The 25,360-nt window shown below is 41.2% G+C and carries 25 protein-coding genes; 8 read left to right on the top strand and 17 right to left on the bottom strand.

The window, feature by feature from the left end; translation table 11 throughout:
* Nucleotides 1-3: 3 nt before the first annotated feature.
* Nucleotides 4-381 (bottom strand): ribosome silencing factor, encoded by a 378-nt coding sequence (gene rsfS, locus MJO53_RS02130; RefSeq protein WP_224837651.1) that lies wholly within the window; start codon nt 379-381, stop codon nt 4-6.
* Between the two features lie 82 nt (nt 382-463).
* Between rsfS and MJO53_RS02125 the strand changes: the two genes are divergently transcribed.
* Nucleotides 464-1,207, top strand: coding sequence for a biotin--[acetyl-CoA-carboxylase] ligase (locus MJO53_RS02125; RefSeq protein WP_252080296.1), 744 nt, complete (start codon nt 464-466; stop codon nt 1,205-1,207).
* On the opposite strand, the gene MJO53_RS02120 is transcribed toward MJO53_RS02125, so the two are convergent.
* Entirely contained in the window at nt 1,201-1,599 is a 399-nt protein-coding gene (locus MJO53_RS02120) for an SRPBCC family protein (protein WP_252080295.1), read from the bottom strand. The two genes, MJO53_RS02125 and MJO53_RS02120, sit on opposite strands and share 7 nt — an antisense overlap.
* A gap of 9 nt (nt 1,600-1,608) precedes the next feature.
* The gene (pyrE, locus tag MJO53_RS02115) at nt 1,609-2,247 is read right to left on the bottom strand and encodes an orotate phosphoribosyltransferase (RefSeq protein ID WP_224837654.1); all 639 of its coding nucleotides are present in this window, start codon (nt 2,245-2,247) and stop codon (nt 1,609-1,611) included.
* A 7-nt stretch (nt 2,248-2,254) separates the two neighbouring features.
* On the opposite strand from pyrE, the gene MJO53_RS02110 reads away from it, so the two are divergent.
* Nucleotides 2,255-2,854: an NUDIX hydrolase gene (locus tag MJO53_RS02110; protein ID WP_224837655.1), complete on the top strand. Its 600-nt coding sequence runs from the start codon at nt 2,255-2,257 to the stop codon at nt 2,852-2,854.
* Here the strand turns inward: MJO53_RS02110 and MJO53_RS02105 are convergent.
* From MJO53_RS02105 to MJO53_RS02085, 5 genes are all read right to left on the bottom strand, one after another.
* Nucleotides 2,847-4,619 (bottom strand): M14 family metallopeptidase, encoded by a 1,773-nt coding sequence (locus tag MJO53_RS02105; protein WP_252080294.1) that lies wholly within the window; start codon nt 4,617-4,619, stop codon nt 2,847-2,849. The genes MJO53_RS02110 and MJO53_RS02105 overlap by 8 nt on opposite strands.
* Nucleotides 4,620-4,685: 66 nt before the next feature.
* Nucleotides 4,686-5,099: a response regulator transcription factor gene (locus MJO53_RS02100; RefSeq protein ID WP_252080293.1), complete on the bottom strand. Its 414-nt coding sequence runs from the start codon at nt 5,097-5,099 to the stop codon at nt 4,686-4,688.
* Nucleotides 5,086-6,912, bottom strand: coding sequence for a PAS domain-containing protein (locus MJO53_RS02095; protein ID WP_224837658.1), 1,827 nt, complete (start codon nt 6,910-6,912; stop codon nt 5,086-5,088). The genes MJO53_RS02100 and MJO53_RS02095 overlap by 14 nt, the downstream gene beginning before the upstream one ends.
* A gap of 191 nt (nt 6,913-7,103) precedes the next feature.
* A complete protein-coding gene (gene coaD, locus MJO53_RS02090; protein WP_224837659.1) occupies nt 7,104-7,562 on the bottom strand; it encodes a pantetheine-phosphate adenylyltransferase in 459 nt (152 codons plus the stop codon).
* A gap of 32 nt (nt 7,563-7,594) precedes the next feature.
* Entirely contained in the window at nt 7,595-8,569 is a 975-nt protein-coding gene (locus tag MJO53_RS02085) for a D-alanine--D-alanine ligase (RefSeq protein WP_252080292.1), read from the bottom strand.
* A gap of 79 nt (nt 8,570-8,648) precedes the next feature.
* On the opposite strand from MJO53_RS02085, the gene MJO53_RS02080 reads away from it, so the two are divergent.
* The 6 genes from MJO53_RS02080 to MJO53_RS02055 all read left to right on the top strand — a co-directional run bounded on the left by MJO53_RS02080 (nt 8,649) and on the right by MJO53_RS02055 (nt 16,361).
* Entirely contained in the window at nt 8,649-9,236 is a 588-nt protein-coding gene (locus tag MJO53_RS02080; RefSeq protein WP_224837661.1) for a PASTA domain-containing protein, read from the top strand.
* A gap of 2 nt (nt 9,237-9,238) precedes the next feature.
* Nucleotides 9,239-10,270, top strand: coding sequence for an RluA family pseudouridine synthase (locus tag MJO53_RS02075; protein ID WP_252080291.1), 1,032 nt, complete (start codon nt 9,239-9,241; stop codon nt 10,268-10,270).
* A gap of 88 nt (nt 10,271-10,358) precedes the next feature.
* Nucleotides 10,359-11,120, top strand: coding sequence for a peroxide stress protein YaaA (yaaA, locus tag MJO53_RS02070; RefSeq protein ID WP_252080290.1), 762 nt, complete (start codon nt 10,359-10,361; stop codon nt 11,118-11,120).
* A gap of 168 nt (nt 11,121-11,288) precedes the next feature.
* Nucleotides 11,289-13,835: a phosphoenolpyruvate carboxylase gene (locus tag MJO53_RS02065; protein ID WP_252080289.1), complete on the top strand. Its 2,547-nt coding sequence runs from the start codon at nt 11,289-11,291 to the stop codon at nt 13,833-13,835.
* A gap of 117 nt (nt 13,836-13,952) precedes the next feature.
* Entirely contained in the window at nt 13,953-15,653 is a 1,701-nt protein-coding gene (locus tag MJO53_RS02060) for a RagB/SusD family nutrient uptake outer membrane protein (RefSeq protein WP_252080287.1), read from the top strand.
* 9 nt (nt 15,654-15,662) lie between these two features.
* On the top strand, nt 15,663-16,361 hold the full coding sequence (locus MJO53_RS02055) for a uracil-DNA glycosylase family protein (RefSeq protein WP_252080286.1): 699 nt from the start codon (nt 15,663-15,665) through the stop codon (nt 16,359-16,361).
* On the opposite strand, the gene MJO53_RS02050 is transcribed toward MJO53_RS02055, so the two are convergent.
* From MJO53_RS02050 to MJO53_RS02010, 9 genes are all read right to left on the bottom strand, one after another.
* Nucleotides 16,358-17,854, bottom strand: a complete 1,497-nt coding sequence (locus MJO53_RS02050) for a M20/M25/M40 family metallo-hydrolase (protein WP_252080284.1) — start codon at nt 17,852-17,854, stop codon at nt 16,358-16,360. The genes MJO53_RS02055 and MJO53_RS02050 overlap by 4 nt on opposite strands.
* A 32-nt stretch (nt 17,855-17,886) precedes the next feature.
* Nucleotides 17,887-18,648: a tryptophan synthase subunit alpha gene (gene trpA / locus MJO53_RS02045; protein ID WP_252080283.1), complete on the bottom strand. Its 762-nt coding sequence runs from the start codon at nt 18,646-18,648 to the stop codon at nt 17,887-17,889.
* Between the two features lie 66 nt (nt 18,649-18,714).
* Nucleotides 18,715-19,899 (bottom strand): tryptophan synthase subunit beta, encoded by a 1,185-nt coding sequence (gene trpB, locus MJO53_RS02040; protein WP_252080282.1) that lies wholly within the window; start codon nt 19,897-19,899, stop codon nt 18,715-18,717.
* A gap of 11 nt (nt 19,900-19,910) precedes the next feature.
* The gene (locus tag MJO53_RS02035) at nt 19,911-20,561 is read right to left on the bottom strand and encodes a phosphoribosylanthranilate isomerase (protein WP_252080281.1); all 651 of its coding nucleotides are present in this window, start codon (nt 20,559-20,561) and stop codon (nt 19,911-19,913) included.
* The gene (gene trpC / locus MJO53_RS02030) at nt 20,558-21,343 is read right to left on the bottom strand and encodes an indole-3-glycerol phosphate synthase TrpC (RefSeq protein WP_252080280.1); all 786 of its coding nucleotides are present in this window, start codon (nt 21,341-21,343) and stop codon (nt 20,558-20,560) included. Before trpC ends, MJO53_RS02035 begins: the two co-directional genes overlap by 4 nt.
* 96 nt (nt 21,344-21,439) lie before the next feature.
* Nucleotides 21,440-22,435 carry an anthranilate phosphoribosyltransferase gene (trpD, locus tag MJO53_RS02025; protein WP_252080278.1) on the bottom strand — a complete coding sequence of 332 codons (996 nt, stop codon included), beginning with the start codon at nt 22,433-22,435 and terminating at the stop codon, nt 21,440-21,442.
* 130 nt (nt 22,436-22,565) lie between these two features.
* Nucleotides 22,566-23,135 (bottom strand): anthranilate synthase component II, encoded by a 570-nt coding sequence (locus tag MJO53_RS02020; RefSeq protein ID WP_252080277.1) that lies wholly within the window; start codon nt 23,133-23,135, stop codon nt 22,566-22,568.
* A 2-nt stretch (nt 23,136-23,137) separates the two neighbouring features.
* Nucleotides 23,138-24,535, bottom strand: a complete 1,398-nt coding sequence (locus MJO53_RS02015; protein ID WP_252080276.1) for an anthranilate synthase component I family protein — start codon at nt 24,533-24,535, stop codon at nt 23,138-23,140.
* A gap of 242 nt (nt 24,536-24,777) precedes the next feature.
* The gene (locus tag MJO53_RS02010) at nt 24,778-25,350 is read right to left on the bottom strand and encodes a YceI family protein (protein ID WP_224837675.1); all 573 of its coding nucleotides are present in this window, start codon (nt 25,348-25,350) and stop codon (nt 24,778-24,780) included.
* Nucleotides 25,351-25,360: the final 10 nt, after the last annotated feature.

Below are 25,360 nucleotides of genomic sequence, written 5' to 3'. Positions count from 1 at the left end.
TTCTTAAGAATTGTAACTGCTTTCTACCATTGTGACTTTGGCGTCTCCCCAGAGTCCTTCAATATCATAGAATTCTCTAATATGTTTTTGGAATACATGCACAACAACATTTACATAGTCCATTAGCACCCATTCGGCGTTTTCGGACCCTTCAATGTGCCATGGTTTATCATGTAAAGTCTTGCTGACCTTTTTCTGTATGGATGAGACAATCGCATTTACATGCGTGTTGGAAGTACCGTTACAGATTATGAAATAGTCGCAAACCGTGTTTTCGATTTCCCTTAGGTCCAGTAGATTTATATCAACTCCTTTAACATCTTCTATTCCCTCCAGAATCAAGGCAATCAACTCATCTGCGCTAGCTTTCGTTTTCTGCATTCAAAAAATTTAGATTTTACAAAGTTATGTTTTTTTTGTTTTCTTAGCCTTAGTTTTTAACAAATCATAAAGGCTTGCCATATTGGGAAAACAATTTCAAATACTCAAACTTGATGCCACGGACTCCACAAATTTGTTTTTACGGAATTTGCTGCGTTCGGAAGATCCGCCGGATTACACCGTAGTAGTGGTCGATAAACAATTGAAAGGCAGGGGGCAAATGGGGACTGTTTGGGTGTCCGAAGGGGGAAAAAACCTTACTTTCAGCGTGTTGCGAAGGTTTGACGCCTTTGGTGTAGAGCATCAATTTGTGTTGAATATAGCAATTTGCATGGCCGTGAGCGATGTGCTAAAAGCTTTGGGAGTGCCCAATGTGAAGGTGAAATGGCCGAACGACATTATGTCAGGTTCTGTAAAAATTTGTGGAATTTTAATTGAAAATGTACTCAAAGGTTCCATTATTGCCCAATCCATTATTGGTATTGGGTTAAATGTTAACCAAACTATTTTTGAAGGTCTGGAAAAGGCTTCTTCCCTAAAAGTGATCACGGGTAAAGATTATGATCTGGATGAGTTACTCCAAAAAATACTGGAGCGGATACAATATCACCTTAATGGGATCGAGGCAAAGACTGTGGGCCAATTGTTACCTGCATACGAAGAAATCCTTTTTAGAAAGGATAAACCATCCACTTTTAGCTCCCCAATTGGGGGTATGTTCGTTGGGTACGTGCGAGGGGTGTCACCATCGGGAAAGTTGGTGCTCGAACTTGAAGATGAAATTTTTAAGGAATTCGACCTAAAGGAAGTAACGCTGCTTTACTGACCTATTTTATCCATATTATTGGATAAAGTGCCAATAAAATTGGTTATGGGTGCTTTGATCATCATGGCCATCATGGCATTGAACTCTCCTTCAAAACTAAGTCCCACTTCGCTTTCGTTTTCTTCCAATGCGGTAATATCTGCGGTAAGGGTAAAGGGAAGTTTATCGCTTGCCGCTCCCAGAACAACTTTGTCGTGCGGGTTTTGTTCCTTTAATCGGAGTACAATCTCGGGCATACCTTTTAGGGCAAATTTAAAGGTGTTTTCGTCCAATACTTCAAACTTGTCAATATTGTCCGGCATTAAAGTTTCAAAGTTTTTGATGTCGGTCAAAAATTCGAATACTTCTTTGTTGCTTTTGGCTAGTTTCTTTTTTGGTGATTCAATGTGCATGGTAAAAAATTATTTCCATTCTTGTGGGTTGGACTTCCACTCCAATAAGGTTTGTAATTGGGTTTCTTTGATATAGTTGGTTTCTGATGCTTGCTCTACCAGGTTTTCGTAGTCCGATAGCGTATGCAGTTCCACGTTTTCTTTTTTAAAGTTCTCGGCGGACACGGGAAAGCCGTAGGTAAAGATGGCGATCATGCCCTTAATGTCTGCATTTTGCTCTTTTAAGGCCTTGACCGCATTGAGGCTGCTATTGCCAGTACTGATCAGGTCTTCTATCACCACAACGCTCTGTCCTGGCTCAAAGTGTCCTTCGATCTGGTTTTGTCTACCATGTTCCTTTGGTTTTGGCCTAACATATACAAACGGGAGTCCGAGGGCTTCGGCAACAAGAATGCCAATGCCAATGGCCCCAGTGGCAACTCCGGCGATTACGTCCGGTTTTCCGTAGAGCTTTTCTACCTGTTTTGCCATTTCTTCCCGAACAAAGTTTCTGATCATAGGGTAGGACAACATAATTCTATTGTCGCAATAAATGGGAGACTTCCAGCCCGAAGCCCAAGTGAATGGATTTTCAGGTTCCAACTTAATTGCATTAATTTGCAGCAACAGCTCAGCTGTTTTTTTTGCGATTTGCTTATCTAAAACCATTGCGCAAATGTATGAAGTTTTTGTTAATGAGGCTCCACTGATTTTAACAAACGAGCGCCCCGAGGATTCCAATGGTAATTTGTTTTCTTTGGATGGTGATTCGATCGTTGAGGCCATCAGACTTTTGTCCAAAAAGAAGATAAGGAAGGCCTATCTGTACCATCCGGATGAAACGGAGATCCTAAAGCTTTTTATGCATAAAATCCCTGTAGTGGTCGCTGGTGGTGGTTTTGTGATCAATAAGAAAGGTAAGGTCCTATTTATTTTTAGAAACGGAAAGTGGGATTTGCCCAAAGGAAAAGTGGATAAAGGAGAGTCCATAGAAAATGCCGCAATACGTGAAGTAGAGGAAGAGACCGGCGTGCAAAATCTAAAGATTGAACGGTTTTTACGTACAACTTTTCATGTTTTTAAAAGAAACGGAGAGTATCGTTTAAAGCAGACGCACTGGTTTATTATGTCCACCGATTATGCCGGCAAATTAGTGGCGGAAAAGTCCGAAGGAATCAAAAAAGTGAAATGGAAGGGCCCCCGAAAGACCAAAAAGGCTTTAAAAAATTCTTACCATAACATTAAGATTCTGTTTGAGGATTGGCCGTTTATTTAGGAAGCAATCTTGACGCATCGCTATTTTTTTCTATACGATAAATGGGATAGGCAAGGTAGGCTTCTTCAAAATATTCCGAACGTTCAAAAATCCAATTAAGTTGCGCATACCAGTTATTGGCAAAATTGAGGTCTCCTTCTTTTTTGGTCTCAAACTCCTGTAATAGAATAGAATCTTTTTGGAGCATTTCCAAGGCAACGTCTTCAAAAACATAAGGGGAAAATCCTTCTTTGCGTTGAAGAACCGTATCGAAAAAGTTCCAATTAAAAAAAGAATCCGCACCTTGTGGTTCCAAAGTTTCCAGTAAATAACGAATGCCCGGCTGTTGGGTTGGGACCAATATGTCTCCTTCCCTAAACTGAACTTGCTTTGTCTTGGCCTCTACTTTGGTGTTGGAGTGGAGGTAGTGCCCTTCGTATGGTGCTCTACGGGTATCGTAACCAGTGATTTTATAGGCTTCAACGGACAATGTGGTGTCCTTTTTTAATGGTGTGTATTGTATTTTATTGGCATCCAATCGCTCTATTACCTTTTTCCAACTTTTCTTTACAATGTATGCGGCAGGAACGATAACGGTATCCACGGGATAATAGTGGTCCATGTATACGGTCTCTTTGGTAAAGGGTTTTTCCCGATTGTATTTTAATCTTGGTAGGCCGGTGACTTCGCTAACAAGGGTTTCCGCCTCGTATCCCTTAAAATTTAGAATAGAGGTCTGGGTCGTATCCACTGCCCAATTAAAGTAATATTCGGAGAGTTCCAGATTGTTCTCCAAAGTTTCTTTGCGAACTGTTCTTATGTTCTCGTGCTCAGCCTCCACGATTTCTATAAGGCTGTGCATTAGATCATAGGTGCCTTCTACACGTTGTTTGTATGGTTTTAGCATATGGGTTTCTACCATGAGCCCCAATGTGCTCCAAAGTGTGGTGTAGCCGGTGGAATACCTTGGGTGGTCCATAAATTGACTGAACCCCATCTCTGGCGGTGTGTTAAAAACGTTCACGTAGGGGGTTATGTCCCATTCTTTATCCGATAACGAATCTTCTAGGTTTGGCATTAAGGTTTTGTGCAGGTACTGGCCCATTTTTCCACCAAGCTTGTTGTGCTGGGTAAAAAGGTGCGTTAGGGTATATTGGTAATCTGCACCGTTACTTACATGGTTGTCTATAAAAACGTCGGGTTTTACCATGTGGAAAATTTGCGCGAACGTTTTAGCGTTCTGAGTATCCATTTTTACAAAGTCCCTATTAAGATCGTAGTTCTGTGCATTACCTCGAAAGCCGTATTCTTCAGGTCCGTTTTGGTTGGCCCTTGTGGTTGAATTTCTATTGAGTGAGCCGCCGATATTGTATATGGGAATGGTTACCAAGACCGTTTTTTGGGGCAGGTTTAATTCTCCGGTGGCAAAATCTCTGTAAAGCATCATGGTGGCATCGATTCCATCGCTCTCTCCGGGATGGATTCCATTATTTATAAGTATGATGGTTTTTTCCTTCCGAATATTCTCGTAATTAAAATCTCCATCAGGATTATAGGTGACCATGTGCAAAGGATAACCACTGTCCGTTGTGCCTATGGTGTGCAAGTTGATTTCGGGAAATTCCTTCGCGAGTCGAATGTAATAATCGATAGTTTGTTGATAGGTTGCCGTTTCCTTCCCGTCCGACAGTTCAAAGTGGGTAGGGTAAGAAGATTTTTCGTCCTGTGTTTCCGATTCGCAGGAGATAAAAAGAACTAGGGCCAAAAAGAGTACTAAGTGCTTCAAAATATTTCGGGAACGTTAAGGCACCATTAAGTGCTGGTTTGTGCCAAAAATACAGAATATTATAGTTTATGAGGCTATCTCGATGAAGCCAAGTTCGTTGCTTTCAATTTTAAAGATCGGTTTGTTCTTAAAATTGAGGTTGAACGGGCACCTGTTTTTAAAGCCGTTCCATTTTTTATAGTCCAAGGGGTCTATGGAAGAAGTAATCATATTTACTGTAATATGTTCTTTTGGATCGGTATTTATCAAAGCTTCAAGGAACTCCCATCCATCCATTATGGGCATGTTGATATCCAAAAAGATTACATTGGGCGCGGCCAATCCTTTTTCCATCCGTTCTTTGTAAGCTTCTTGGGCCTCCAATCCATTTTGGAAAATCTGGATATCGTTACATTCCACCGCGGATTTCAACATTCTTTTTATACCAAATACGGTAATTGGATCGTCGTCCACTATAAAAATACAACTAACTTTCTTCATTAAAATACACATTAAATGTAGTGCCTTTATCTACCTCACTTTGCACTGTTATACTTCCGCCCATGGCTTCTATTTGATTTTTTACAAGGTATAGCCCAAAACCTTTGGCATCTTTTCTATTGTGAAAGGTTTTGTACATGCCGAAAACTTTGTCCCCGTATTTTTCCAGATTTATCCCGATCCCGTTATCCGATATGCTCAACAGCACGCCCTCTTTGGACTGGACCGCGTCTATTGTGATCAAGGATTCCCTGTTCTCACTTTTGTATTTGACGGCATTGGAAACAAGATTTAAAATAATGCTGTCCAGATAGGCCGGAACACAATTTACTTGAATGTTCTCCGCGACATTATTGATTACATGAGAGCCGTTCTTTTGCAATAAGGCGGATAGGTTTTGTAAAACATTGATGATATTACGCCTTAGGTTCAATGGTTTTTTGGTCTCAGAGGTTTTTGTGTTAATGTCCACGACCTCGTTTAGGTTGCCCAAAGTTTCCAATAAATTGTCCGAGGCCTGCGATAACATTTTTATAATGCCTTGCCGTTCCTCTGGATCGTTCTCAGCGTTTAAAAACTCCAAGAGCATGGAAAAATTAGCGGAGTGGGACCTTAAATTATGGGAAACAATATGTGCAAAACTGATAAGTTTCTGGTTTTGCAGGGAAGTAACCTTGATCAAATCCCGCAATTGCTCCTCCTTTCTTTTCATGGGGGTAATGTCCAAACTGACCCCTATAAGTCCACAGACCTTGCCTTCTAGGTCAAAATAAGGGATTTTTGAGGTTAAGTAATTGGTGGTTTTACCATGTAATATGCTTACTGTCTCTTTTCCGATGATAGGGGTGAGGTTCTTCATAACATTAAGGTCCTCTTCCCTCGAAATTTTGGCAGTTTCCTCATCGTATTGGTCAAAATCGGTGGTTCCGATAATTTCCTCTGCTGTTTTGCCCAGATAGTTACATTCGCTTTTGTTGACCAGTATTTTTCTGGTGTTCAAGTCTTTCACATAAACGTTCAGCGGAAGACTGTCCACCAAGGTAGTTAAAAGTTGTTGGTGCTCCTGGACCTTGGTTTCGGCCAACACTTTTTCGTGAATATCTTTAAGGGTTCCATATATCTTAATGGCTTCTCCATTCTTAAGAACTGGTTTGCCGGTCACCCGAACCCATCTTTCTTCGCCTTCAAAAGTTACCAATACTACTTTGGCATCAAATGGTTGATGATTGACTATGGAGTTATGGAAAAGCATAGAAATCTTGTTCTGGCTGTATCCTGTTTTGTAAAAATCGATGGCTTCTATCGTGGTGGGCTGAAAACAGTCGGGAACTTGGTGAATACGCTTGGTCTCTTTGCACCAAGTAAGTTCCTCCTTTATCACATCAAACTCCCACCAACCAGTGTGCGATACTTCCATTTTGGTGTCCAAAATGGTGTTCAGCCATTTGATCTCTTCTTCTTTTTTTACTTCTGATGTAATATCGTCGGTCTGGATTATGGCACCGATCACATTCTCCTTATCATCGAACCAGGGGGCAAAACTACTTTTTAGGTACCGGATGCCCGCTGGGTTTTCCAATTGGTGCTCTAATGTGAACGATTTTTGTTCTGCCAGTCGCAGCTCTAGATCCAGAATCTCTTTGTAAAGGGAAAAAACATTGGTATTGGAGGTGTTGTCCTGTGGGGGCAATCCAAAAATATCGAGCCAAGCACTGGATGCATCCAGCAAAATGCCTTTTTGATCAAGAAGCGCGGTTGCCGAGGGCAATTGCTTCAATAAGTAAAACTGGTCGATTCTTTTAACTGTTTTCAAACTCGGGGGAAGGTTTAAAACATTATGCTATTATTAATTGATGCCAATGTAAAATTATTGGCTTATCTAATTGATTTATTGTTGTGAAACTGTCCCAAAGTGTTGTGTTATCCTGAATGGACAATGTTTCATCTAAAAATAAATTGTAAGAAAAGACTTAAATAGGTTTGTTCCCCCTGAAATCGTGAAATTTATGGTTTTACCATGACCGTTTCGGGTACCAATCCTGAGTAATCCCCACCATTCCTGATAACATCCCGCACAATGGAAGAGCTTATGAAGGACTTTCCGGAGGAGGTCAATAGAAAAACAGTTTCTATTTCCGATAACTTGCGGTTGGTATGTGCAATTGCTTTTTCAAACTCAAAATCCGCCGGGTTCCGCAATCCCCGCAATATAAACGTGGCATCTATTTTCTTGCAAAAGTCGACCGTCATACCTTGGTAGGTGGTCACTTTGATTTTTGGTTCATCCTTGAACGCTTCCTCGATAAACCGAACTCGTTCCTCCAAGGAGAACATATATTTTTTGTCGGCATTTATACCTATGGCAATTACCAATTCGTCAAAAAGGGTGACTCCTCTTTTTATAATATCATAATGGCCTAATGTGAGTGGGTCAAAAGACCCAGGGAACAATGCGCGTTTCATGGTGTGGTATAAGGTTTTTAAAAATACGGTTTCTATCGCAAAGCTTCAACAATGGCGCTATCAAAAAGCGATTCAAGGGAGATGCCCGCAGTTTTCGCCTGTTGCGGCAATAAACTTTCCTCCGTTAGTCCGGGGGTTGTGTTTATCTCCAATAAATGGGGTACATCACCGATAAAGATAAATTCACTTCGGGTATACCCTTTTAGTCCCAAGGTCGTATAAATAAATTCGGCCAACTGTCTAACGTTCTTCTCTTGTTTTTCGGAAATACGGGCTGGAGTTATTTCTTGTGATTTGCCCATATATTTAGCTTCGAAATCGAAGAAATCGTTTTCAGAAATAATTTCTGTGGCCGGCAATACGGTAACCTTTTTATTATAGGTGATTACCCCGACGGAAACTTCTGTGCCATCCAAAAAGGATTCTATAATGATCTGGTGATCTTCCTTGAAGGCATTGGCAATGGCTTGGTTTAGATCCTCTTTTTTGTGGACCTTGGATACGCCATAGCTACTCCCGGCCCTATTGGCTTTAACAAAACAAGGTAGCCCAACTTTTTCTACAATGGCATTTTCGTCGATGGTCTGGCCTTTGTTCACAAAAAAGGAAGTGGCACTAGGGATTCCATAGGGTTTCAAAGCGCTCAAAAGATCTCGTTTGTTAAAGGTGAGTGCAGCCTCATAATGGTTGCAGGATGTCTGCGGAATGCCCAAAAGTTCAAAATAGGCCTGCATTAGTCCATCTTCGCCAGGAGTGCCGTGTATTGCGTTGAAAACACAATCAAAAAGAATTTTTTTGCCATCAATGGTTATACTGAAATCGGATTTATCCAATGTATGCCTTTCATCGGTGTTGTCCAGATAATACCAGTTTTCTTTGGTGATTATAATTCTGTAGGCATTGTACTTATTTGTATCCAGATATTTGTGGACCACGTTTCCGCTCTTTATGGAAATATGGTGTTCGCTGGAATAGCCGCCCATTATAATGGCAATGTTTTTTTTCATTTATCGGTAAATTATCACAAAGCCAAAATAAAGAAAAAAGGGTGGGCTTTCCTATATTTGTTCCGTTAAGGTGAAATACATGAAGAATTTTTTCAACTTTTTAAAGAGCAAGACTTTTTTTATCCAACTTGGATTGGCGGCAATAGCTATAGTTGTTTTGGTGTTCGTCGCATTGCAATGGCTCAAGGGAACTACCAATCACGGGGAATTTGTGGAGGTGCCGGATTTCTCCAAAATGTCGGTTATGGAAATGCGAAAAGCAGTGGAGGAAGCTGGTCTCAGATATCAGGTTTTGGATTCATCCAACTACAATCCCGAGTATCCAAGATTTTCAATTTTGGAACAAAACCCTCCTGCTGGCAACAAGGTAAAGGCCAACCGTAAAATTTATTTTACGGTAAATCCATCAGGATATAAAAAGGTAAGTGTACCTGATATCATTCAGGTTACCCAACGTAATGCTGCATCTATGCTAAAGGCCGTAGGGCTGGATGTGGAGCGTGTTACCTATATTGATGAGTTGGGCAAGGACATGGTGTACAACATGAAGTTTAAGGGGAAGTATATAAAGCCGGGCGACAGATTGCCCAAAACCTCCAAGGTGGAATTAATTTGTGGAAACGGGACCATTCCCGGCAGTGCAAGGGTAAAGGCGGACTCCAACTAACTATGGATATTTCGGAAAACCAGGACGAACTTTCTCAGGATGATCTTTATGAGCATTATGCCTTTGTGGCATCTAAGGGCCAAGACCCTTTGCGAGTGGATAAATTTTTGATGAATTTTATTGAGAACGCCACTCGTAACAAGATTCAACAAGCGGCCAAAAAAGGCCATATTTGGGTAAACGACTCCATTGTAAAACAAAATTACAAGGTAAAAGCAGGGGATGAGGTGAAGGTTATGTTCGAGCATCCGCCCTATGAGTTTTTGTTGACCCCGGAAGATATACCATTGGACATTGTTTATGAGGACGACATACTTTTGGTGGTGAACAAACCGGCAGGCATGGTGGTGCACCCGGGGCATGGAAATTACTCGGGTACCTTGATCAATGCCTTGGTGTACCATTTTCAAAATTTGCCCAATAATAGTTCGGATAGACCTGGTCTGGTCCACCGGATCGATAAAGATACCTCCGGATTATTGGTAATTGCGAAAACGGAAGCAGCAATGACCCACTTGGCGCAACAATTTTTCGAAAAAAGTAGTGAACGGGAATATATGGCCTTGGTCTGGGGCAATGTAACCGAAGACGAAGGTACCATTGAAGGGCATATTGCACGAAACCCCAAAAACCGCCTACAGATGATGGTTTTTCCGGAGGGAGATGAAGGAAAGGAAGCTGTGACACATTACAAGGTATTGGAGCGCTTTGGATACGTTACACTGGTGTCCTGCAGGCTGGAAACCGGTAGAACCCACCAAATTCGGGTCCACATGAAATATATAGGCCATACCTTGTTCAATGATGAGCGCTATGGAGGCGACAGAATTTTAAAAGGGACCACCTTTACCAAATACAAGCAATTTGTGGAGAATGCTTTTAAGGTATTGCCAAGGCAAGCTTTGCATGCCAAAACATTGGGCTTTGAGCATCCGGTAACAGGCAAGTTTATGCGTTTTGATTCCGATCTGCCCGAAGATATGGTCCAGTGTATCGAAAAATGGCGCGGTTATGCTAAGCATCACGAATCATAGGTTTCTTCGATCCTAAGATTGAAAACACCATTGGCCCATCTGTCCAAATAAGTAAAATCCTAGTTATTTTTACAAAAAATGGAACCATATGAAAATTGTGATATCACCGGCAAAGTCACTTGATTACGAAACCACTTTGCCCACATCAAAATATAGTCAGCCCCAATTTTTGGAACAAGCCGAAAAGCTAAATGCGGTATTAAAGAAAAAGAAGCCCAAAGCCCTATCGGAACTTATGTCCATTTCCGATAAACTTGCGGATTTGAACTGGGAGCGCAATCAAAATTTTGAATTGCCCTTTACCGTTGACAATGCAAGGCCGGCAGTGTATGCTTTTAACGGAGATGTGTACCAAGGTCTGGATGCCTATACCATTCCCGAAGATAAATTGGACCGTTTGCAAAGTACGCTGCGGATATTATCCGGCCTGTACGGTGTTTTAAAACCATTGGACCTAATGCAGCCATACCGATTGGAAATGGGGACGCAGTTAAAGGTAGGCCGTAGAAAAAATCTGTACGAGTTTTGGAAAGATCAAATTACCAATGCCTTGAACAACGAACTTGAGGAAGATGAACTATTTGTAAACCTTGCAAGCAACGAATACTTTAGTGCAGTAGATGCCAAAAGACTTAAAGTGCCGGTAATAGCGCCGGTTTTTAAGGATTGGAAGAACGATAAACTCAAAATCATCAGTTTCTTTGCCAAAAAAGCACGTGGATCTATGGTACGGTACATTATTGATTCCGGTGCCCAAACATTGGATGACATCAAGAATTTTGATTATGATGGCTATTTGTACAGCGAGGAACACACCGTAATGAAAGACCAGCCAGTTTTTATTCGATAAAACTTTGGTAAGATCAAAGTAATTTTTAAGTTGTCACAACCAATCACGTTGTTACAATAAGGTACGACGTGCTTCAAATTGTGATACGTTTAAATTTAACCCAAAGGTTACGTATAATTCGCGAACTTTGGGTGTTCGTCCATGATAACATCAACTTAAAATAAATACATGCAGCAGACTAAACGGTTAGAGGAATTTAAAAAAACGGTAACCAATAAGTTCAACATTTACAACAGTCTTTTTTTGAGCTTGCCCTACAACAATATAGAAAATGTAGGGGTTCTTATCCCATTATTGCTAGATCAGTGCGAGAAAGGCTTAAAAGAAGGTAAAGATCCCCAAGAGATTTTAGAGGTGTTTTTTACCAATTTTGTGGATATCAAAGACGAACGGGAGCGGTTGGACTTTATGTTCAAGATCGTGCAGTATGTGGAACGCCAAGTGGTACTTTACGATAGTGTGGAGGATTCGGCCTTCTCCAAACTTCAAAAATACAGTAGCTCTTTGACCATTAAGGATTATTTTGAATTGGTGAACCGCACCAAAAACTGGGACAAGGTCTCCAAAAAACTCTCCACCTTTAGTGCGCGAATCGTTCTGACCGCGCATCCAACGCAGTTCTATACCCCCGCCATATTGGATATTATTGCAGAATTGCGCACTTTGATCGATGAGGACAGGATTCATGATATTGACGTAACCTTGCAGCAATTGGGGCTTACCTCACTGATCAATGCAAAAAAACCAACGCCTTTGGACGAGGCAAAAAACATTATCTACATACTTCGTAATACGTATTATGATGCCGTTGGCGAATTGTACCAATATGTAAAAAGTAATATTCGGGACGATAAGTTTAATAATTACAACCTGATGAAACTCGGATTTTGGCCTGGTGGCGATCGTGATGGGAACCCCTACGTAACGGCCGATATCACCAAACAGGTGGCGGATGAATTAAGGCTTACTTTAATGAAATGCTATTATAACGAATTGAAGGGCCTTCGCAAAAAACTTACATTCAAGGATATGCAGGTAGACATCAATGCGTTGAGCGATAAGCTGTACAAAGCCATGTTCAACCCAGATGTGCTTGTTTCTTACGAGGAAATCATCGCCTGTTTAAATGGTGTCCGCGAAAAACTGATTGACAATTATCACGAATTGTATTTGGACGAGTTGGATCAGTTTATGGATAAGGTACATATTTTTAAGACACATTTTGCCACCTTGGATATCCGTCAAGATCACAGTAAGCATTTGTTGGCCGTGGAAACTGTGCTAAAAAAGCATGGAGTTATCAAGGAAAACGTACACGAGTTGAGTGAAGGGGAACTGGTAAGGCTCTTGCTCAAAGAAAATTTTAATCTCGACCCAAAGGACTTTGAAGATGAGATTGTAAAGGACACCATTACGAATATCCAAAACCTAAAAGCGATACAAGAAAAAAACGGTGAAGAAGGCTGCAACCGATACATCATCAGTAATTCGGAAGATATTTTTTCGGTCTTGTTCGTGTTCGGTTTGTTTAGGTGGAGTGGATGGGACGAGAAAAAGATCACATTTGACATTGTTCCACTGTTCGAGACCATGAAAGGTATGGACGCTTCAGAAAAAGTGATGCAAACCTTGTTCGATATTCCACAATATAGGCAACATCTGGAAAGAAGAAGGGACGTACACACCATAATGCTCGGATTTTCGGATGGTACCAAAGATGGGGGGTACCTAAAAGCCAACTGGTCTATTTTAAAGACCAAGGAAACCTTGAGCAAAGTCTGTAAAAAGAACGGTATCGCCGCTATTTTCTTTGATGGTAGGGGAGGACCGCCAGCACGTGGTGGTGGTAAAACACACAGATTCTACGCCGCACAGACCAAGGATGTGGCCAATCATGAGATTCAGCTTACCATTCAAGGGCAGACCATTACCAGTACCTATGGGACCAAAGAGCAGTTTATCCACAACTCCGAGCAGTTGCTCACCGCTGGATTGAGCAATAACTTATTTGGCAAGGAACTCACTATCTCCGCGGCACAACGTAAATTGATAGAGGAGCTCTCGGAACTCAGTTTCGACAAATACGATGCTTTAAAACAGCACGAGAAATTTATGCCCTACCTGGAGCACAGAAGTACATTAAAATATTATACCAAGGCCAATATTGGCAGTAGACCAGGAAAGCGCGGAAACAAAAAACAGCTAACGCTTTCGGATTTACGCGCCATATCTTTTGTGGGGTCGTGGAGCCAGTTAAAACAAAATGTTCCCGGTTATTTTGGATTGGGTACGGCCATTAACAAGTTAAAAGAAGAAGGGCGACTGAACGAAGTGAAAAAGTTGTACAAAGATGTCCCATTTTTTAGAGCTTTGATGCACAACAGTATGATGTCCTTGGCCAAGTCCAATTTTAACCTGACGAGTTACATGAAGGAAGATCCAGAGTTCGGAGCTTTCTGGAACATTTTGAACGACGAGTTCCAGTTGTCCAAAAAAATGCTGTTGCAGATTTCGGGGGATAAGATTTTGATGGAGGATGAAGCCGTATCGCGGGAATCCGTTAAAATAAGGGAGCAAATTGTATTGCCCTTGTTGGTGATACAGCAAAATGCCCTGTACCATATCACACAAAATTCTGAATACAAAGAATTGTACGAGAAAATCGTTACTCGTTCCTTATATGGAAATATCAATGCCAGCAGAAATTCGGCTTAGGGGAAATTTTTTGTGTATTTTTATGAATAAACAATATAATCCTAGCTTCAAGTTTATCAAATGACAAAACTACCTCATTTGAGAAGATTATTTCATAATCTGTCAATTGTATTTACAATGTTTTTATTTTCCTGTTCCAATGACCAGGATAAAGGAATGGAATTAGAACAATTGGGCACTTTGGAAGTAATGGCGGTTTACGAAAGCGGAACCGCTATGCCAGATGTTACTGTTACCACTGTACCTAAAACTAAAGAGAAAATAACCGATGCAATGGGAAAGGTTGTATACAACAATATACCCATTGGAAAATATGAGGTTATTCTCACCCCTTCGTTTTCTGATGTCAGCGTCTCAGTTGATGTAAATGTGCAAGAAAATCAAGTAGTGGTCATCGAAGCTGTTATGGCGCCTGACCCTATTTCAGAAATTCCAATTGACTTTGATGTTTTTTTGAAGAATATATATGACCAGTTGAAAACAGAATTTTTGTTCGATGCCAATGGTTATTCCCATTATTGGGGTGATATTGGAACAGGTGTGACCAGGATAAACCCTAATTCGATGGGTAGATTTGGCGATTTGGATAATTACTATTTTCATTCGAGTAACTATGTAATCAACGAAGTATGGTCAGAGCATTATAGAGTTATTAATCTTACGAATATAGGTTTGGAAGAGCTAACTGACTTAGATTCAGCATTGAATGGGGAAGTGAATACAGTTCACTTAGAATCCGAGTTTCGTTTCCTGCGAGCACTATTGTACTTCAATTTGGTTAAACTTTACGGAAATCCTGTTTTGGTCACTACAGCTGGTGTAGACCCTGATAACCCGCCAACATTTGAACAAGGTAGGGAAGTTGTATTTGAACAAATTGTAGAGGATTTAACATTTGCGCAGCAGAATTTGTCCTCTGGATTGGGCAAAGAAAAAGCATCAAAGGAAGCTGCCACTGCTCTACTTGGAAAAGTTTACCTTACGATGGCAGGTTTTCCTATGAATCAAACTGATAAATATAGTCTTGCGTTATTGGAATTGGAGAAAGTTGTAGGGAGTTATACTTTGGAAGAAAACTATTCGGATGTTTTTTCAATCCAAAATGAAAGTTCGAATACAGAGGTTATTTTCGGTATTGGTTTTGATAACTCGGGCAATTATAGTGTCTCTTGGGGGCCTATGGGTATTTCATTAAGCGATCGTTTATTGTTGGTTCCTAATTTTATAAATTCCTATTTTGAGAAAGAAATGGAACCCTCCGAACCGGTTAGTTTTCCGATTGAAAATAGCGATTCGAGATTTCATCAAAATATAGCCACATTTTCGTTTGATGATGGGAATTTAATAGATGAAACTTTAATGGAAAATTGGCGACCATATAAATTTATAAAGGAAGTCGAGGAAATCAGTGTATTGAATTCAGAGTCATTTGATTACCCCTATTTAAGAGCAGCTGACGTGTATCTAATGATAGCAGAGGCCGAAAATAAGCTGAATGGCCCTACAGCTAAAGCATATAATGCTTTGAATTTGGTGAGAAGAAGAGCTTTTGGCGATTTGGAGCATGATGCTCAAAGTGGGTTGACTCAAGAAGAGTTTTCTAGCCTAATTTTAAAGGAAAGACGTTTGGAGTTTTGTTTGGAAGGACAATTTAAGGATGACCTTATTCGAATGAATGCTCTTGAGTCCGAGATATTGGAATACAATCAAAATTACCCAGAGTTGGCAAGGGACTTTCAAAATCACGAATACATCTGGCCCATACCTCAGGGAGAAATGAGCCTGAACCCGGATGTGGTTCAAAATGAAGGTTATTAAAATTGGATTTTGACTACACTACCTTTTAAACATACACATCCTTATAAACCGTTTTTGTTATCGCAGGCCACTAAATTGATCGTAGGTACCCTGCCTCCCCCAAGGTTTACCACAGGTGACCTAAAACCACAAGATGTGGATTTTTGCTATGGCAGTTGTAACGGACAGTTATGGCCCATTTTGGATAAAATATTCCAACTGGGATTAACTTATGAAACTACAGATGAGGCGGTACAACAGCGAAAACAGTTCTTGATCAAGAACAAAATAGGGGTTTGCGATATTGTGGAAAGTGCCGATAGGGAAAAAATAGATGCATCCGACATCGGAATGCAAAATGTTGTGTTACGTGATTTAGTCGGATATTTACAAAAGTACCCGAATATCGATACCCTTTTGTTTACAGGCGGGAATAGTAAAAATGGTCCCGAATATTTCTTTCGCAGGCAACTAAAGGAGTATAACTTAAAACTCGATGTGGTCTCCGACGACGTGCCCCGAATTCATCATTTGGAGTTGCCAATCACTCCGAGTACAACGTCAGTGCGAGGGCAGTCGAGAACCATTAAAACCGTTTCGCTGACTGCACCTTCGGGAGCTGCCAACCGAGCTGTGGGAAGTTTACAGGCCTACAAGCAAATGAAACAAAAAAATCCAGCATTCAATACACTGGATTTTAGGGTACTACAATATCGGGAGTTCTTTTAATCGATTTTATTGGATAGAATACTATAAAATGTCTTTATTCCATAAGCCAACTGGCCAATCTTTATATTTTCGTTGGGACTATGTTGGTTGTTGTCGGGGTTTACCACGGGAACAATAAAGGCAGGAATCTTTAATTCGTTCACAAAGGGGGATATGGGGACCGTACCGCCCATGGTGCGTATTTGAATGACTTCCTTGTCAAAACTGTTGTTTAAGGTATTTACTATAAAAATACCATATGGGTCATTTAGATCCGTACGGAACGCATCCGTAACACCCCTCTCTTTTACGGTAACAATTTTATCGAATTGCAAACGCTCTTCTTTGGAAGGCTCGTGATCTAAAACTTTATAGCCTTGCTGGGCTATATGATCTTTCACCAATTGTTTTAGCCGATTTCCATCGCTTTCTACCACTAATCTTAAATCCAGTTCCGCTGTTGCACTTTCGGGAACAATGGTGCGTGCTTTTTCTCCAACCCATCCAGAACTTAATCCGCGAATGTTCAAAGAGGGATATTGCAGGGCTTCTTGGTAAAAACTTCCTACTTTTTCCGAAGTTTTAAATTGGAGGTTTTCGGCAATGGCCGCATCGTTATCGGGTACACTTTTTAATATGGAATCGGTGGTTTTGTCAATAGTTATACCGTCATAATAGCCGGAGATCGTTACCCTTCCTTCGGCATCTTTCATGGTTGCCAATAATTGTGCTAACTGAAAACCTGGGTTTGGAGCATAGTTGCCATAATGTCCGCTATGTTGCGGTTTAATGGGGCCGTATGTGGTTAGGGTCAAAGTGGTAATACCACGGCAACCATAAACTACAGTAGGGTTTTCGGACGCGTGTACAGGTCCATCCACGATCATTAAAAAATCCGACTCAAGGAGTTCACGGTATTGTTTCACAGCTGCCGGCAAAGGTTTACTGCCTTTTTCTTCTTCACTGTCCAAAATCACCTTTATATTAAAAGGTATGTCCTTACCATCCTTTTTAAGTAGGTCCATGGCGTTCAAAAGCATCACGATCGGCGATTTATCATCCGAAGTAGATCTTCCGAACAAACGCCAATCATAATTGATGTCGTCTCCAAGTTCATCAAAAGACATGGTTTCAAAACCATCATCCTTCGGGGCCTTTAATACCACATTGTACGGGTTGGGTTGGTTCCATTTGGACGGGTCCACGGATTGACCATCAAAATGCATATAAATAAGAACCGTTGGCTTGTCCCCGCTCATGGGCGTGGCGGCAAAAAACAAAGGAAGACCATCGGTTTCCAATACTGCCGAGTTAAACCCTCTATCGCCAAACTTGCGCTTTAACCACATTATGTTACGGTCTATGTCGGCTGCGTCCAGAGCATCGTTGGGGATAGCTATAAATTCTCGTATTTCGTTAATGGCATCGGCGACCTGGGATTTAATGGCCACTTCATCTTGGGCAAAAACAGAATAAGTAAGGCATAAGGTTACTATGGGCAGTATTTTTTTCATGACAAATCAATGTTGATCTTTAAAGTGGAAAATTAACGAATTTGCTTTACAAAGTGATCAATCTTGTCCACTCCATTTTTTGTTAGGTGTTTTATAAAGGCCGAACCAATGATCGCACCTTTTGCGTGTTGGGTAGCTTGCCCAAATGTCTCGGCATTGCTGATACCAAAGCCAACGATCTGCGGATTTTTAAGGTCCATTTGTGCTATGCGATTAAAATAGTTGGTCTGATCGGGACCAAAACCTTGCTTTGTTCCTGTGGTACTTGCCGAGCTCACCATATAAATAAAACCTTCGGATGCATCGTCGATCGCTTTTATGCGCTCGTTGCTGGTTTGTGGTGTAATAAGAAAAACGTTGATCAATCCATGTTTTTTAAAGATGATTTCATATTCTTCTTTGTACACATCCAACGGTAGATCGGGAAGAATAAGCCCATCGACCCCAATTTCCTCACATTTTGCACAAAACGCTTCCACTCCATATTGGAGGACTGGATTAAAATATCCCATTAAAATCAACGGTATGGACACCGATTTGCGGATGTCTTTCAATTGCTCAAAAAGCAGGTCAGTGTTCATTCCATTTTTTAGGGCAGCCGTGGAACTTTCTTGTATGGTAGGTCCATCGGCCAAAGGGTCGCTAAAGGGAAGCCCGATTTCAATGAGGTCGACACCGTTCTTTTCCAAATCTTGGATAATCTTTACGGTATCGTTCAAATTGGGGTAACCAGCTGAAAAATATATGGAAAGGATTTTTTTGTCCTCCTGTAGTTTTTGTTTGATTCTGTTCATAGTATTTAGGTGTTAGATGTCAGACATAAGATGCACGAAATATTTCTAATTTCTTATTTCTGATCTCTAGAGTCTGAAATAATCAATATAATTCTGTAAATCCTTATCTCCTCGCCCGGATAGGTTGACCACCACCACGTCATCTGGATTGAATTTCCTTTCTTCGAAAATGGCCAAGGCATGTGAAGTTTCTATGGCTGGGATTATACCTTCCAGTTTACAAAGTTCCAATCCGGCCTTCATGGCATCATCATCGGTAATGGAAATGAACTCTCCACGGCCCGATGCGTACAAATGGGCGTGCATAGGGCCTACACCAGGGTAATCCAATCCTGCGGAAATGGAGTAGGGTTCGGTAATCTGTCCATCTTGCGTTTGCATCAATAAGGTTTTACTGCCGTGTATAATGCCCACTTTTCCCAAAGCGGAAGTAGCGGCACTCTCACCGGAATCAATTCCCTTACCAGCGGCCTCAACTGTAATAATGCCCACCTCTGGGGTGTCCAAGTAATGATAAAAAGCACCGGCTGCATTACTTCCCCCACCGACACAGGCCACAACGTAGTCAGGATTTTCCCGACTTTCTTTTTCTTGTAACTGTTTTTTAATCTCTTCCGAAATTACCGATTGGAAACGCGCCACCATGTCGGGGTAGGGATGGGGACCTACGACCGATCCAATAATGTAATGGGTGTCCACGGGGTTGTTTATCCAATCGCGAATGGCTTCGTTGGTGGCGTCCTTTAATGTTTTACTGCCCGATGTGGCAGGTCTTACCTCGGCTCCCAACATTTTCATTCTAGCTACATTGGGTGCTTGGCGGGCAATATCGATTTCCCCCATATACACCACACATTTGATCCCCATTAATGCACAAACCGTAGCTGTGGCCACTCCATGTTGACCCGCACCTGTTTCTGCAATGATCCGGTTTTTGCCCAATTTTTTTGCCATTAATATCTGGCCAATGGTATTGTTTACCTTATGGGCACCGGTATGGCAAAGGTCTTCGCGTTTTAGATAGATTTTGGTATTGTATTTTTGGGATAGACGTTTGGCAAAATACAGTGGTGTGGGCCGACCCACATAATCCCGTAACAATTGTTGGAACTCTTCTTTAAAAGAAGGCTCCTCCATTATGCGGAGGTAGTTTTGCCGAAGCTCCTCACAGTTGGGGTATAGCATTTCGGGAATAAATGCTCCCCCAAACTCACCGTAGTATCCCTTTTCATCTGCATGATAACTTTTCATAGACATTTTTTTTAGTTCATATCACTTTCCAGTGATGCTCTGAAAGTTTTTAGTTCTTCAATATTTTTTTGTCCCGGGGCTAACTCAAATTTACTGTTCACATCGATGGCATAACACATGGTAGATGCAGGACTTTTTAAAAATCCTTTTAATTTATCTAAAGAATCCAGACCTATGCCACCGCTTAAAAAATAAGGTTTTTGAGATGGGTATTTTTCCAAGACCGACCAATCGAAGGTGTAACCGTTGCCCCCGGGCAATTTTCCTTTAGTGTCAAAAAGGAAATAGTCACAGACGTCTTCGTAATCTTTAAGGATGCCAAAATCAAAATCATCTTTAATGGAAAATACTTTGATGACTTCTAAATTTCTCGACTGCGCTCGAATTGACAGAATTCTTTCTTTTAGTTCCTGGCAGTAATCTGGGGCTTCCTTTCCGTGCAGTTGTACCGCATCCAATTGATATTTTTCTACTTTTTCCAGAATTTCCTCCAATGGCGCATCAACAAATACCCCTGTTCTTTTGATGGAATGTGGCAAGTCTGGCATTTCTCCCGAAAAATAACGGGAGGAGGGTTCCCAGAAAATAAATCCCAGATAGTCGGGTTGCAAAGTCGCTACCGCTTCGGGATTATGGTTCATGCCGCAGACCTTTAGTTTCACGCTTCTAATTTTTTAATGAATCCGGAAGCACTTACTCCCGGATTGTCCGTTTTCATAAAATTTTCGCCGATCAAAAAGCCTTGAAAATCAAATTCTTTTAATTCTCTGATGGCCTCCACGGAACTGATTCCACTTTCCGATACCTTTACAAAGTCATCCGGAATATTGGCGGATAGTGTCTTACTGGTTTCCAAGCTCACCTCGAAAGTTTTTAGATTTCGGTTGTTCACTCCCAGCATATCCAAACTGGGCATTAGGGATTTTTCCAGCTCTACTTCATTATGGACCTCCAATAGTACATCCAATCCAAGTTTTTTGGCCAATTCCGATAAGGTTTTTATCTCTTCCCTGGACAAAATGGCGGCAATTAATAATATTATATCGGCACCATAGGCTTTGGCTTCCACAATCTGGTATTCATCTATGATGAATTCTTTTCGTAAAATTGGAATGTTCGTAGCTGCTCGAGCAAGGATCAAGTCATCCAAGGAGCCGCCAAAATATTTGCCATCGGTGAGCACAGACATACCGCAGGCACCAGCATCGGCATAGCCCTTGGCGACATCCTGTATACTTAGTCCTTGGTTAATGACCGATTTTGAAGGGGAACGACGTTTATGTTCCGCAATAATGCCGGAATTGCTTTGGCGTAATGCTTCAGCCAACGAAATAGAGGTTCGTTCCATCAATATCGAAGTTTCCAATTGGGATATGGTAATCAATGATTTTTTTAAATCGACTTCTTTACGCTTGTCGGCTACTATTTTGTCTAGTATGTTCATCCTATATTTTTGTCAATCCGCAAATGGGACGGTATTTTTTTTAAAATTGGTTTTGTTTGGATTCTTGCTTTCGCAGGAATGACTAGTAATCTATATTTAGTTTTTACTCAATTCTTGTAATTTTTTTAAGGCAACCAATCCATGGCCGCTCAATAAGGATTCTTTGGCTTCTTCAAAACCTTCTTTTGGTGCAATGCCCTTTACGGTGGCTATGGCGACGCCGGCATTGGCACAAACAACATTGTTCTGAGCATCTGTGCCCTTGCCTTGTAAAATATCCATGAATATTTGGGCGGAATCCGCAACGTCTTCACCGCCAACTATTTCTTTTTGAGAAACTTTGTTAACCCCAAAATCTGCAGGACTCAGCATACCCTCGGAATGGTTGGAAATGGTTTTTGTGTCTCCGGTCAACGATATTTCATCATAACCGTCCAAGGCATTCAAGACCGTAAATTTTTTATCGGTGTTCTGATATAGATACCCATACATCCTGGCCAATTCCAAATTAAATACTCCTACCATCTGATTTTTTGGGAATGCAGGATTCACCATGGGCCCCAACATATTGAAAAAGGTCTTCACGGCAAGTTCCCTGCGGATTGGGGCTACATTTTTCATGGCTGGGTGAAACAAGGGGGCGTGCAGTACACAAATTCCTGCCTCTTCGATAGTTCTCTTTAGAAAATCGGCATCATTGCTAAATTTGATTCCCAAAAATTCCATTACGTTACTACTCCCACATTTAGAGGAAACGCCATAATTACCATGTTTAGTTACATGGATTCCCGCTCCAGCGGTAACAAATGAAGCCAAGGTGGAAATGTTAAAGGTGTCCTTGCCATCGCCTCCCGTTCCACATAGGTCGATGGGGTTGTATTCCGATAGATCTACGGCCAAACATAGCTCTAAAAGTGCATCACGGAATCCTTCGAGTTCTTCTATGGTGATGCTCCTCATCATGTAAACGGTTAAGAAGGCCGCAATTTGGGAGGTGTTGTAATCGCCTTTGGCAATATTTACCAATATCTGTTTGGCTTCCTCTTTGGGCAGTATTTCGTGATTGATAAGTTTATTTAAGGTCTCTTTCATTTTCTTTATTTGTGATTCCGAACGGATGCTGAGCGGAGTCGAAGCATGATGCGGAAAATTTATTCAATTGGGTTTATTTGGATTCCTGCTTTCCCTTCGACTTCGCTCAGGGTACTTCAGGAATTGCATATTATTTGCTTTCCAGCCAATTTTTCAACATTTTTTTGCCTTGGGGTGTCAGCACCGATTCGGGATGAAACTGTACCGCGGTCACGTCATATTTTTTATGCCGTAGGGACATTATCTGCCCATTTTCGTCCACTGCGGTGATTTCCAGATCATCTGGTACATTTGGGTCCACCACCCAAGAATGGTATCGGCCTACCTGAAGCGTTTTCGGCATATTATTGTATATGGGGTCGTCCTTGGTCACAGTTATGGTAGTGTCCACTCCGTGATATACCTGGTCTAAATTGATCAAGTGGCCCCCGAACACTTCACCAATGGCCTGTAGCCCCAGACACACTCCAAAAATGTGCTTGGTGGGTGCGTACGTTTTGATGATTTCTTTTAAGAGTCCCGCCTCCTCCGGTATTCCTGGTCCAGGGGAGAGAACAATATGGTCAAATGGCTCCACTTCCTCCAAAGTGAGTTGGTCGTTCCGTTTTACGGTGACCTCACAATCCAAATCTTCCAGATAGTGTACCAAGTTGTAGGTGAAACTATCGTAGTTGTCTATCATTAAAATATTTCTTCCCATGCTTAGATTGTTTCGGCGATTTCCAGTGCTTTGGTCAATGCACCCAATTTATTATAGGTCTCTTGGAGTTCGTCATCAGGATTGGAGGCTGCTACCAGACCTGCTCCCGCTTGGTAATACAATTCGTGGTTTTTGCTCAAAAATGTGCGGATCATAATGGCGTGGTTAAAGTTGCCTTCAAAATCCATAAAACCTATGGCACCTCCATAATAGGAACGGCTTGTTTTTTCATATTTCTCGATAAGTTGCATGGCCATGTGTTTGGGAGCACCGCTCAACGTTCCTGCCGGGAAAGTATCGGCCACCACTTTCATGGTTGTACTGTCTTTTTTCTTAAGGCCAGTTACTTTGGATACCAAATGAATGACATGGGAGAAGTACTGTACTTCTCGATAGGTTTCCACGTTTACGGTATTTCCGTTACGGCTCAAATCGTTTCGGGCAAGATCTACCAGCATTACGTGTTCGCTGTTTTCTTTTTCGTCCTGGGCCAATTTTTTTGCCAGTTCGGCATCTTTTTCATCGTTTCCGGTACGTTTATAGGTTCCGGCAATGGGATGAATCTCTGCCTTGCCATCTTTTACGATCAATTGGGCCTCTGGCGAGCTTCCGAATATTTTAAAGTTGCCATAATCAAAATAAAAAAGGTAGGGGGAGGGGTTAATAGATCTTAGTGCTCTATATACATTGAACTCATCTCCCTTAAATTTTTGTTGGAACCTTCGGGAGAGCACCAGTTGGAACACATCGCCACGTTGACAATGTTTTTTTGCCAATTCGACCTGCTCTTTATAATCTTCATCCTTTAGATTGGATTTTGGGTCGCCTTCCTTGTTAAAATTATACGATGAAAAAGTACGTACGTTAAAGAGTTGTTCTATTTCTTCAACATTGCTTTCGGTCTGATAGCAGTGGGCAAAAAGGTAGGCTTCGTTTTTAAAATGATTGATAGCGATTATGTTCTGGTACACGGCATAATAGATATCGGGGATATTTACCGAGCCATCTTTTTTATTCAATTGGATATCCTCAAAGTAACGAACGGCATCGTAGGCCATATAACCGAAGAGGCCATTGTAGATAAATTTAAACCCGTTCTGCGTGGTATTAAATTGCTTGCTAAAGTTGTGGATTACTTTAGTGATGTCGGTGTCGGAGGCAATTTTGGTTACCTCCTTTTTGCCATCGGGAAAGCTTTGTACAATGGTTTCGTCCTCTACCTTGATGAATGCTATCGGGTTACAGCAGATGTACGAAAAACTGTTGTCGTTGGCATGGTAGTCACTACTTTCCAAAAGTATGCTGTTGGGGAATTTGTCCCTGATCTTTAGGTAAACGCTCACGGGGGTAATGGTGTCCGCGAGGATTTTTTTGTAATGGGTTTTAAGCGTGTAACTCATTGGGTACTTATATAAATTAAAAAAGGCTTGTCGTGATGACAAGCCTCTTGTATGGTTATAATGGGGACTTAGCTCACGACGTTTGACGTAAGTTTATCCACCACCAGTTATTTGCTATTCTGTTAATCATTGAGTCAAAGATAGGAAGGAATTTTTTATGGTACAACAAAGTTATGTTTAAATTAAAAAATCCCGCTCAAGGAATTCTTGAACGGGATTTTCACACACTAAACTGTAGTTGCTTACATCTGTAGGTCAACTACCAAATCAAATTCGTCGTAGATCAATTTGTCCTTGGCAGTGCCAATAATGCCAGAACCGTATTTTACGTCGTATTTTGTCCTGTCAACTTTCAATGTAGCAGTAGCTTTATCGCCATACACAGAGACTACAAAAGATACAGGTTCTGTATTGCCTTTTATGGTAAGGTCTCCGGTTACATCATAAGAGTTTTTTCCAGTAGATTTTACTTTGGTGAAAACCAATTTGGCCGTTGGGTGATTGGCAGTTCCAAAAAAGTCGTCGGACTTTAAGTGACCGTCCAATTTGTTTTTATAATCACCTTCTAGGTCAGTGGCGTTTATGGTGCCCATGTCCACTACAAATTCTCCACCTACCAATTTTTCTCCGTCAAATTCCAATACCCCGGATTTTAGATCGATGGTTCCTGTGTGCGATCCACCTACTTTGTAGCCTTTCCAAACTACGCTACTTTCGGAAGTATTTACTTTTTTGGTTTCTTTTTTAATGGGGTTGGCGATGGCCGAAGCTCCAAAAAGGGTAATCAATGCTAAACTTAAAATTGTCTTTTTCATGATTGTTTAA

The sequence above is a fragment of the Flagellimonas marinaquae genome, assembly GCF_023716465.1.
GTDB classification, from domain to species: domain Bacteria; phylum Bacteroidota; class Bacteroidia; order Flavobacteriales; family Flavobacteriaceae; genus Flagellimonas; species Flagellimonas alginolytica.
This window is presented reverse-complemented; position numbering and strand designations above follow the sequence as displayed.

Bases quoted from the DNA above. Each gene is read 5' to 3' on its own strand.
- rsfS (WP_224837651.1), bottom strand. From the start codon at position 381: ATGCAGAAAACGAAAGCTAGCGCAGATGAGTTGATTGCCTTGATTCTG.
- MJO53_RS02120 (WP_252080295.1), bottom strand. From the start codon at position 1,599: ATGCACATTGAATCACCAAAAAAGAAACTAGCCAAAAGCAACAAAGAA.
- pyrE (WP_224837654.1), bottom strand. From the start codon at position 2,247: ATGGTTTTAGATAAGCAAATCGCAAAAAAAACAGCTGAGCTGTTGCTG.
- MJO53_RS02110 (WP_224837655.1), top strand. From the start codon at position 2,255: ATGTATGAAGTTTTTGTTAATGAGGCTCCACTGATTTTAACAAACGAG.
- MJO53_RS02100 (WP_252080293.1), bottom strand. From the start codon at position 5,099: ATGAAGAAAGTTAGTTGTATTTTTATAGTGGACGACGATCCAATTACC.
- coaD (WP_224837659.1), bottom strand. From the start codon at position 7,562: ATGAAACGCGCATTGTTCCCTGGGTCTTTTGACCCACTCACATTAGGC.
- MJO53_RS02085 (WP_252080292.1), bottom strand. From the start codon at position 8,569: ATGAAAAAAAACATTGCCATTATAATGGGCGGCTATTCCAGCGAACAC.
- MJO53_RS02080 (WP_224837661.1), top strand. From the start codon at position 8,649: ATGAAGAATTTTTTCAACTTTTTAAAGAGCAAGACTTTTTTTATCCAA.
- MJO53_RS02075 (WP_252080291.1), top strand. From the start codon at position 9,239: ATGGATATTTCGGAAAACCAGGACGAACTTTCTCAGGATGATCTTTAT.
- yaaA (WP_252080290.1), top strand. From the start codon at position 10,359: ATGAAAATTGTGATATCACCGGCAAAGTCACTTGATTACGAAACCACT.
- MJO53_RS02065 (WP_252080289.1), top strand. From the start codon at position 11,289: ATGCAGCAGACTAAACGGTTAGAGGAATTTAAAAAAACGGTAACCAAT.
- MJO53_RS02060 (WP_252080287.1), top strand. From the start codon at position 13,953: ATGTTTTTATTTTCCTGTTCCAATGACCAGGATAAAGGAATGGAATTA.
- MJO53_RS02050 (WP_252080284.1), bottom strand. From the start codon at position 17,854: ATGAAAAAAATACTGCCCATAGTAACCTTATGCCTTACTTATTCTGTT.
- trpA (WP_252080283.1), bottom strand. From the start codon at position 18,648: ATGAACAGAATCAAACAAAAACTACAGGAGGACAAAAAAATCCTTTCC.
- trpB (WP_252080282.1), bottom strand. From the start codon at position 19,899: ATGAAAAGTTATCATGCAGATGAAAAGGGATACTACGGTGAGTTTGGG.
- trpC (WP_252080280.1), bottom strand. From the start codon at position 21,343: ATGAACATACTAGACAAAATAGTAGCCGACAAGCGTAAAGAAGTCGAT.
- trpD (WP_252080278.1), bottom strand. From the start codon at position 22,435: ATGAAAGAGACCTTAAATAAACTTATCAATCACGAAATACTGCCCAAA.
- MJO53_RS02020 (WP_252080277.1), bottom strand. From the start codon at position 23,135: ATGGGAAGAAATATTTTAATGATAGACAACTACGATAGTTTCACCTAC.
- MJO53_RS02015 (WP_252080276.1), bottom strand. From the start codon at position 24,535: ATGAGTTACACGCTTAAAACCCATTACAAAAAAATCCTCGCGGACACC.
- MJO53_RS02010 (WP_224837675.1), bottom strand. From the start codon at position 25,350: ATGAAAAAGACAATTTTAAGTTTAGCATTGATTACCCTTTTTGGAGCT.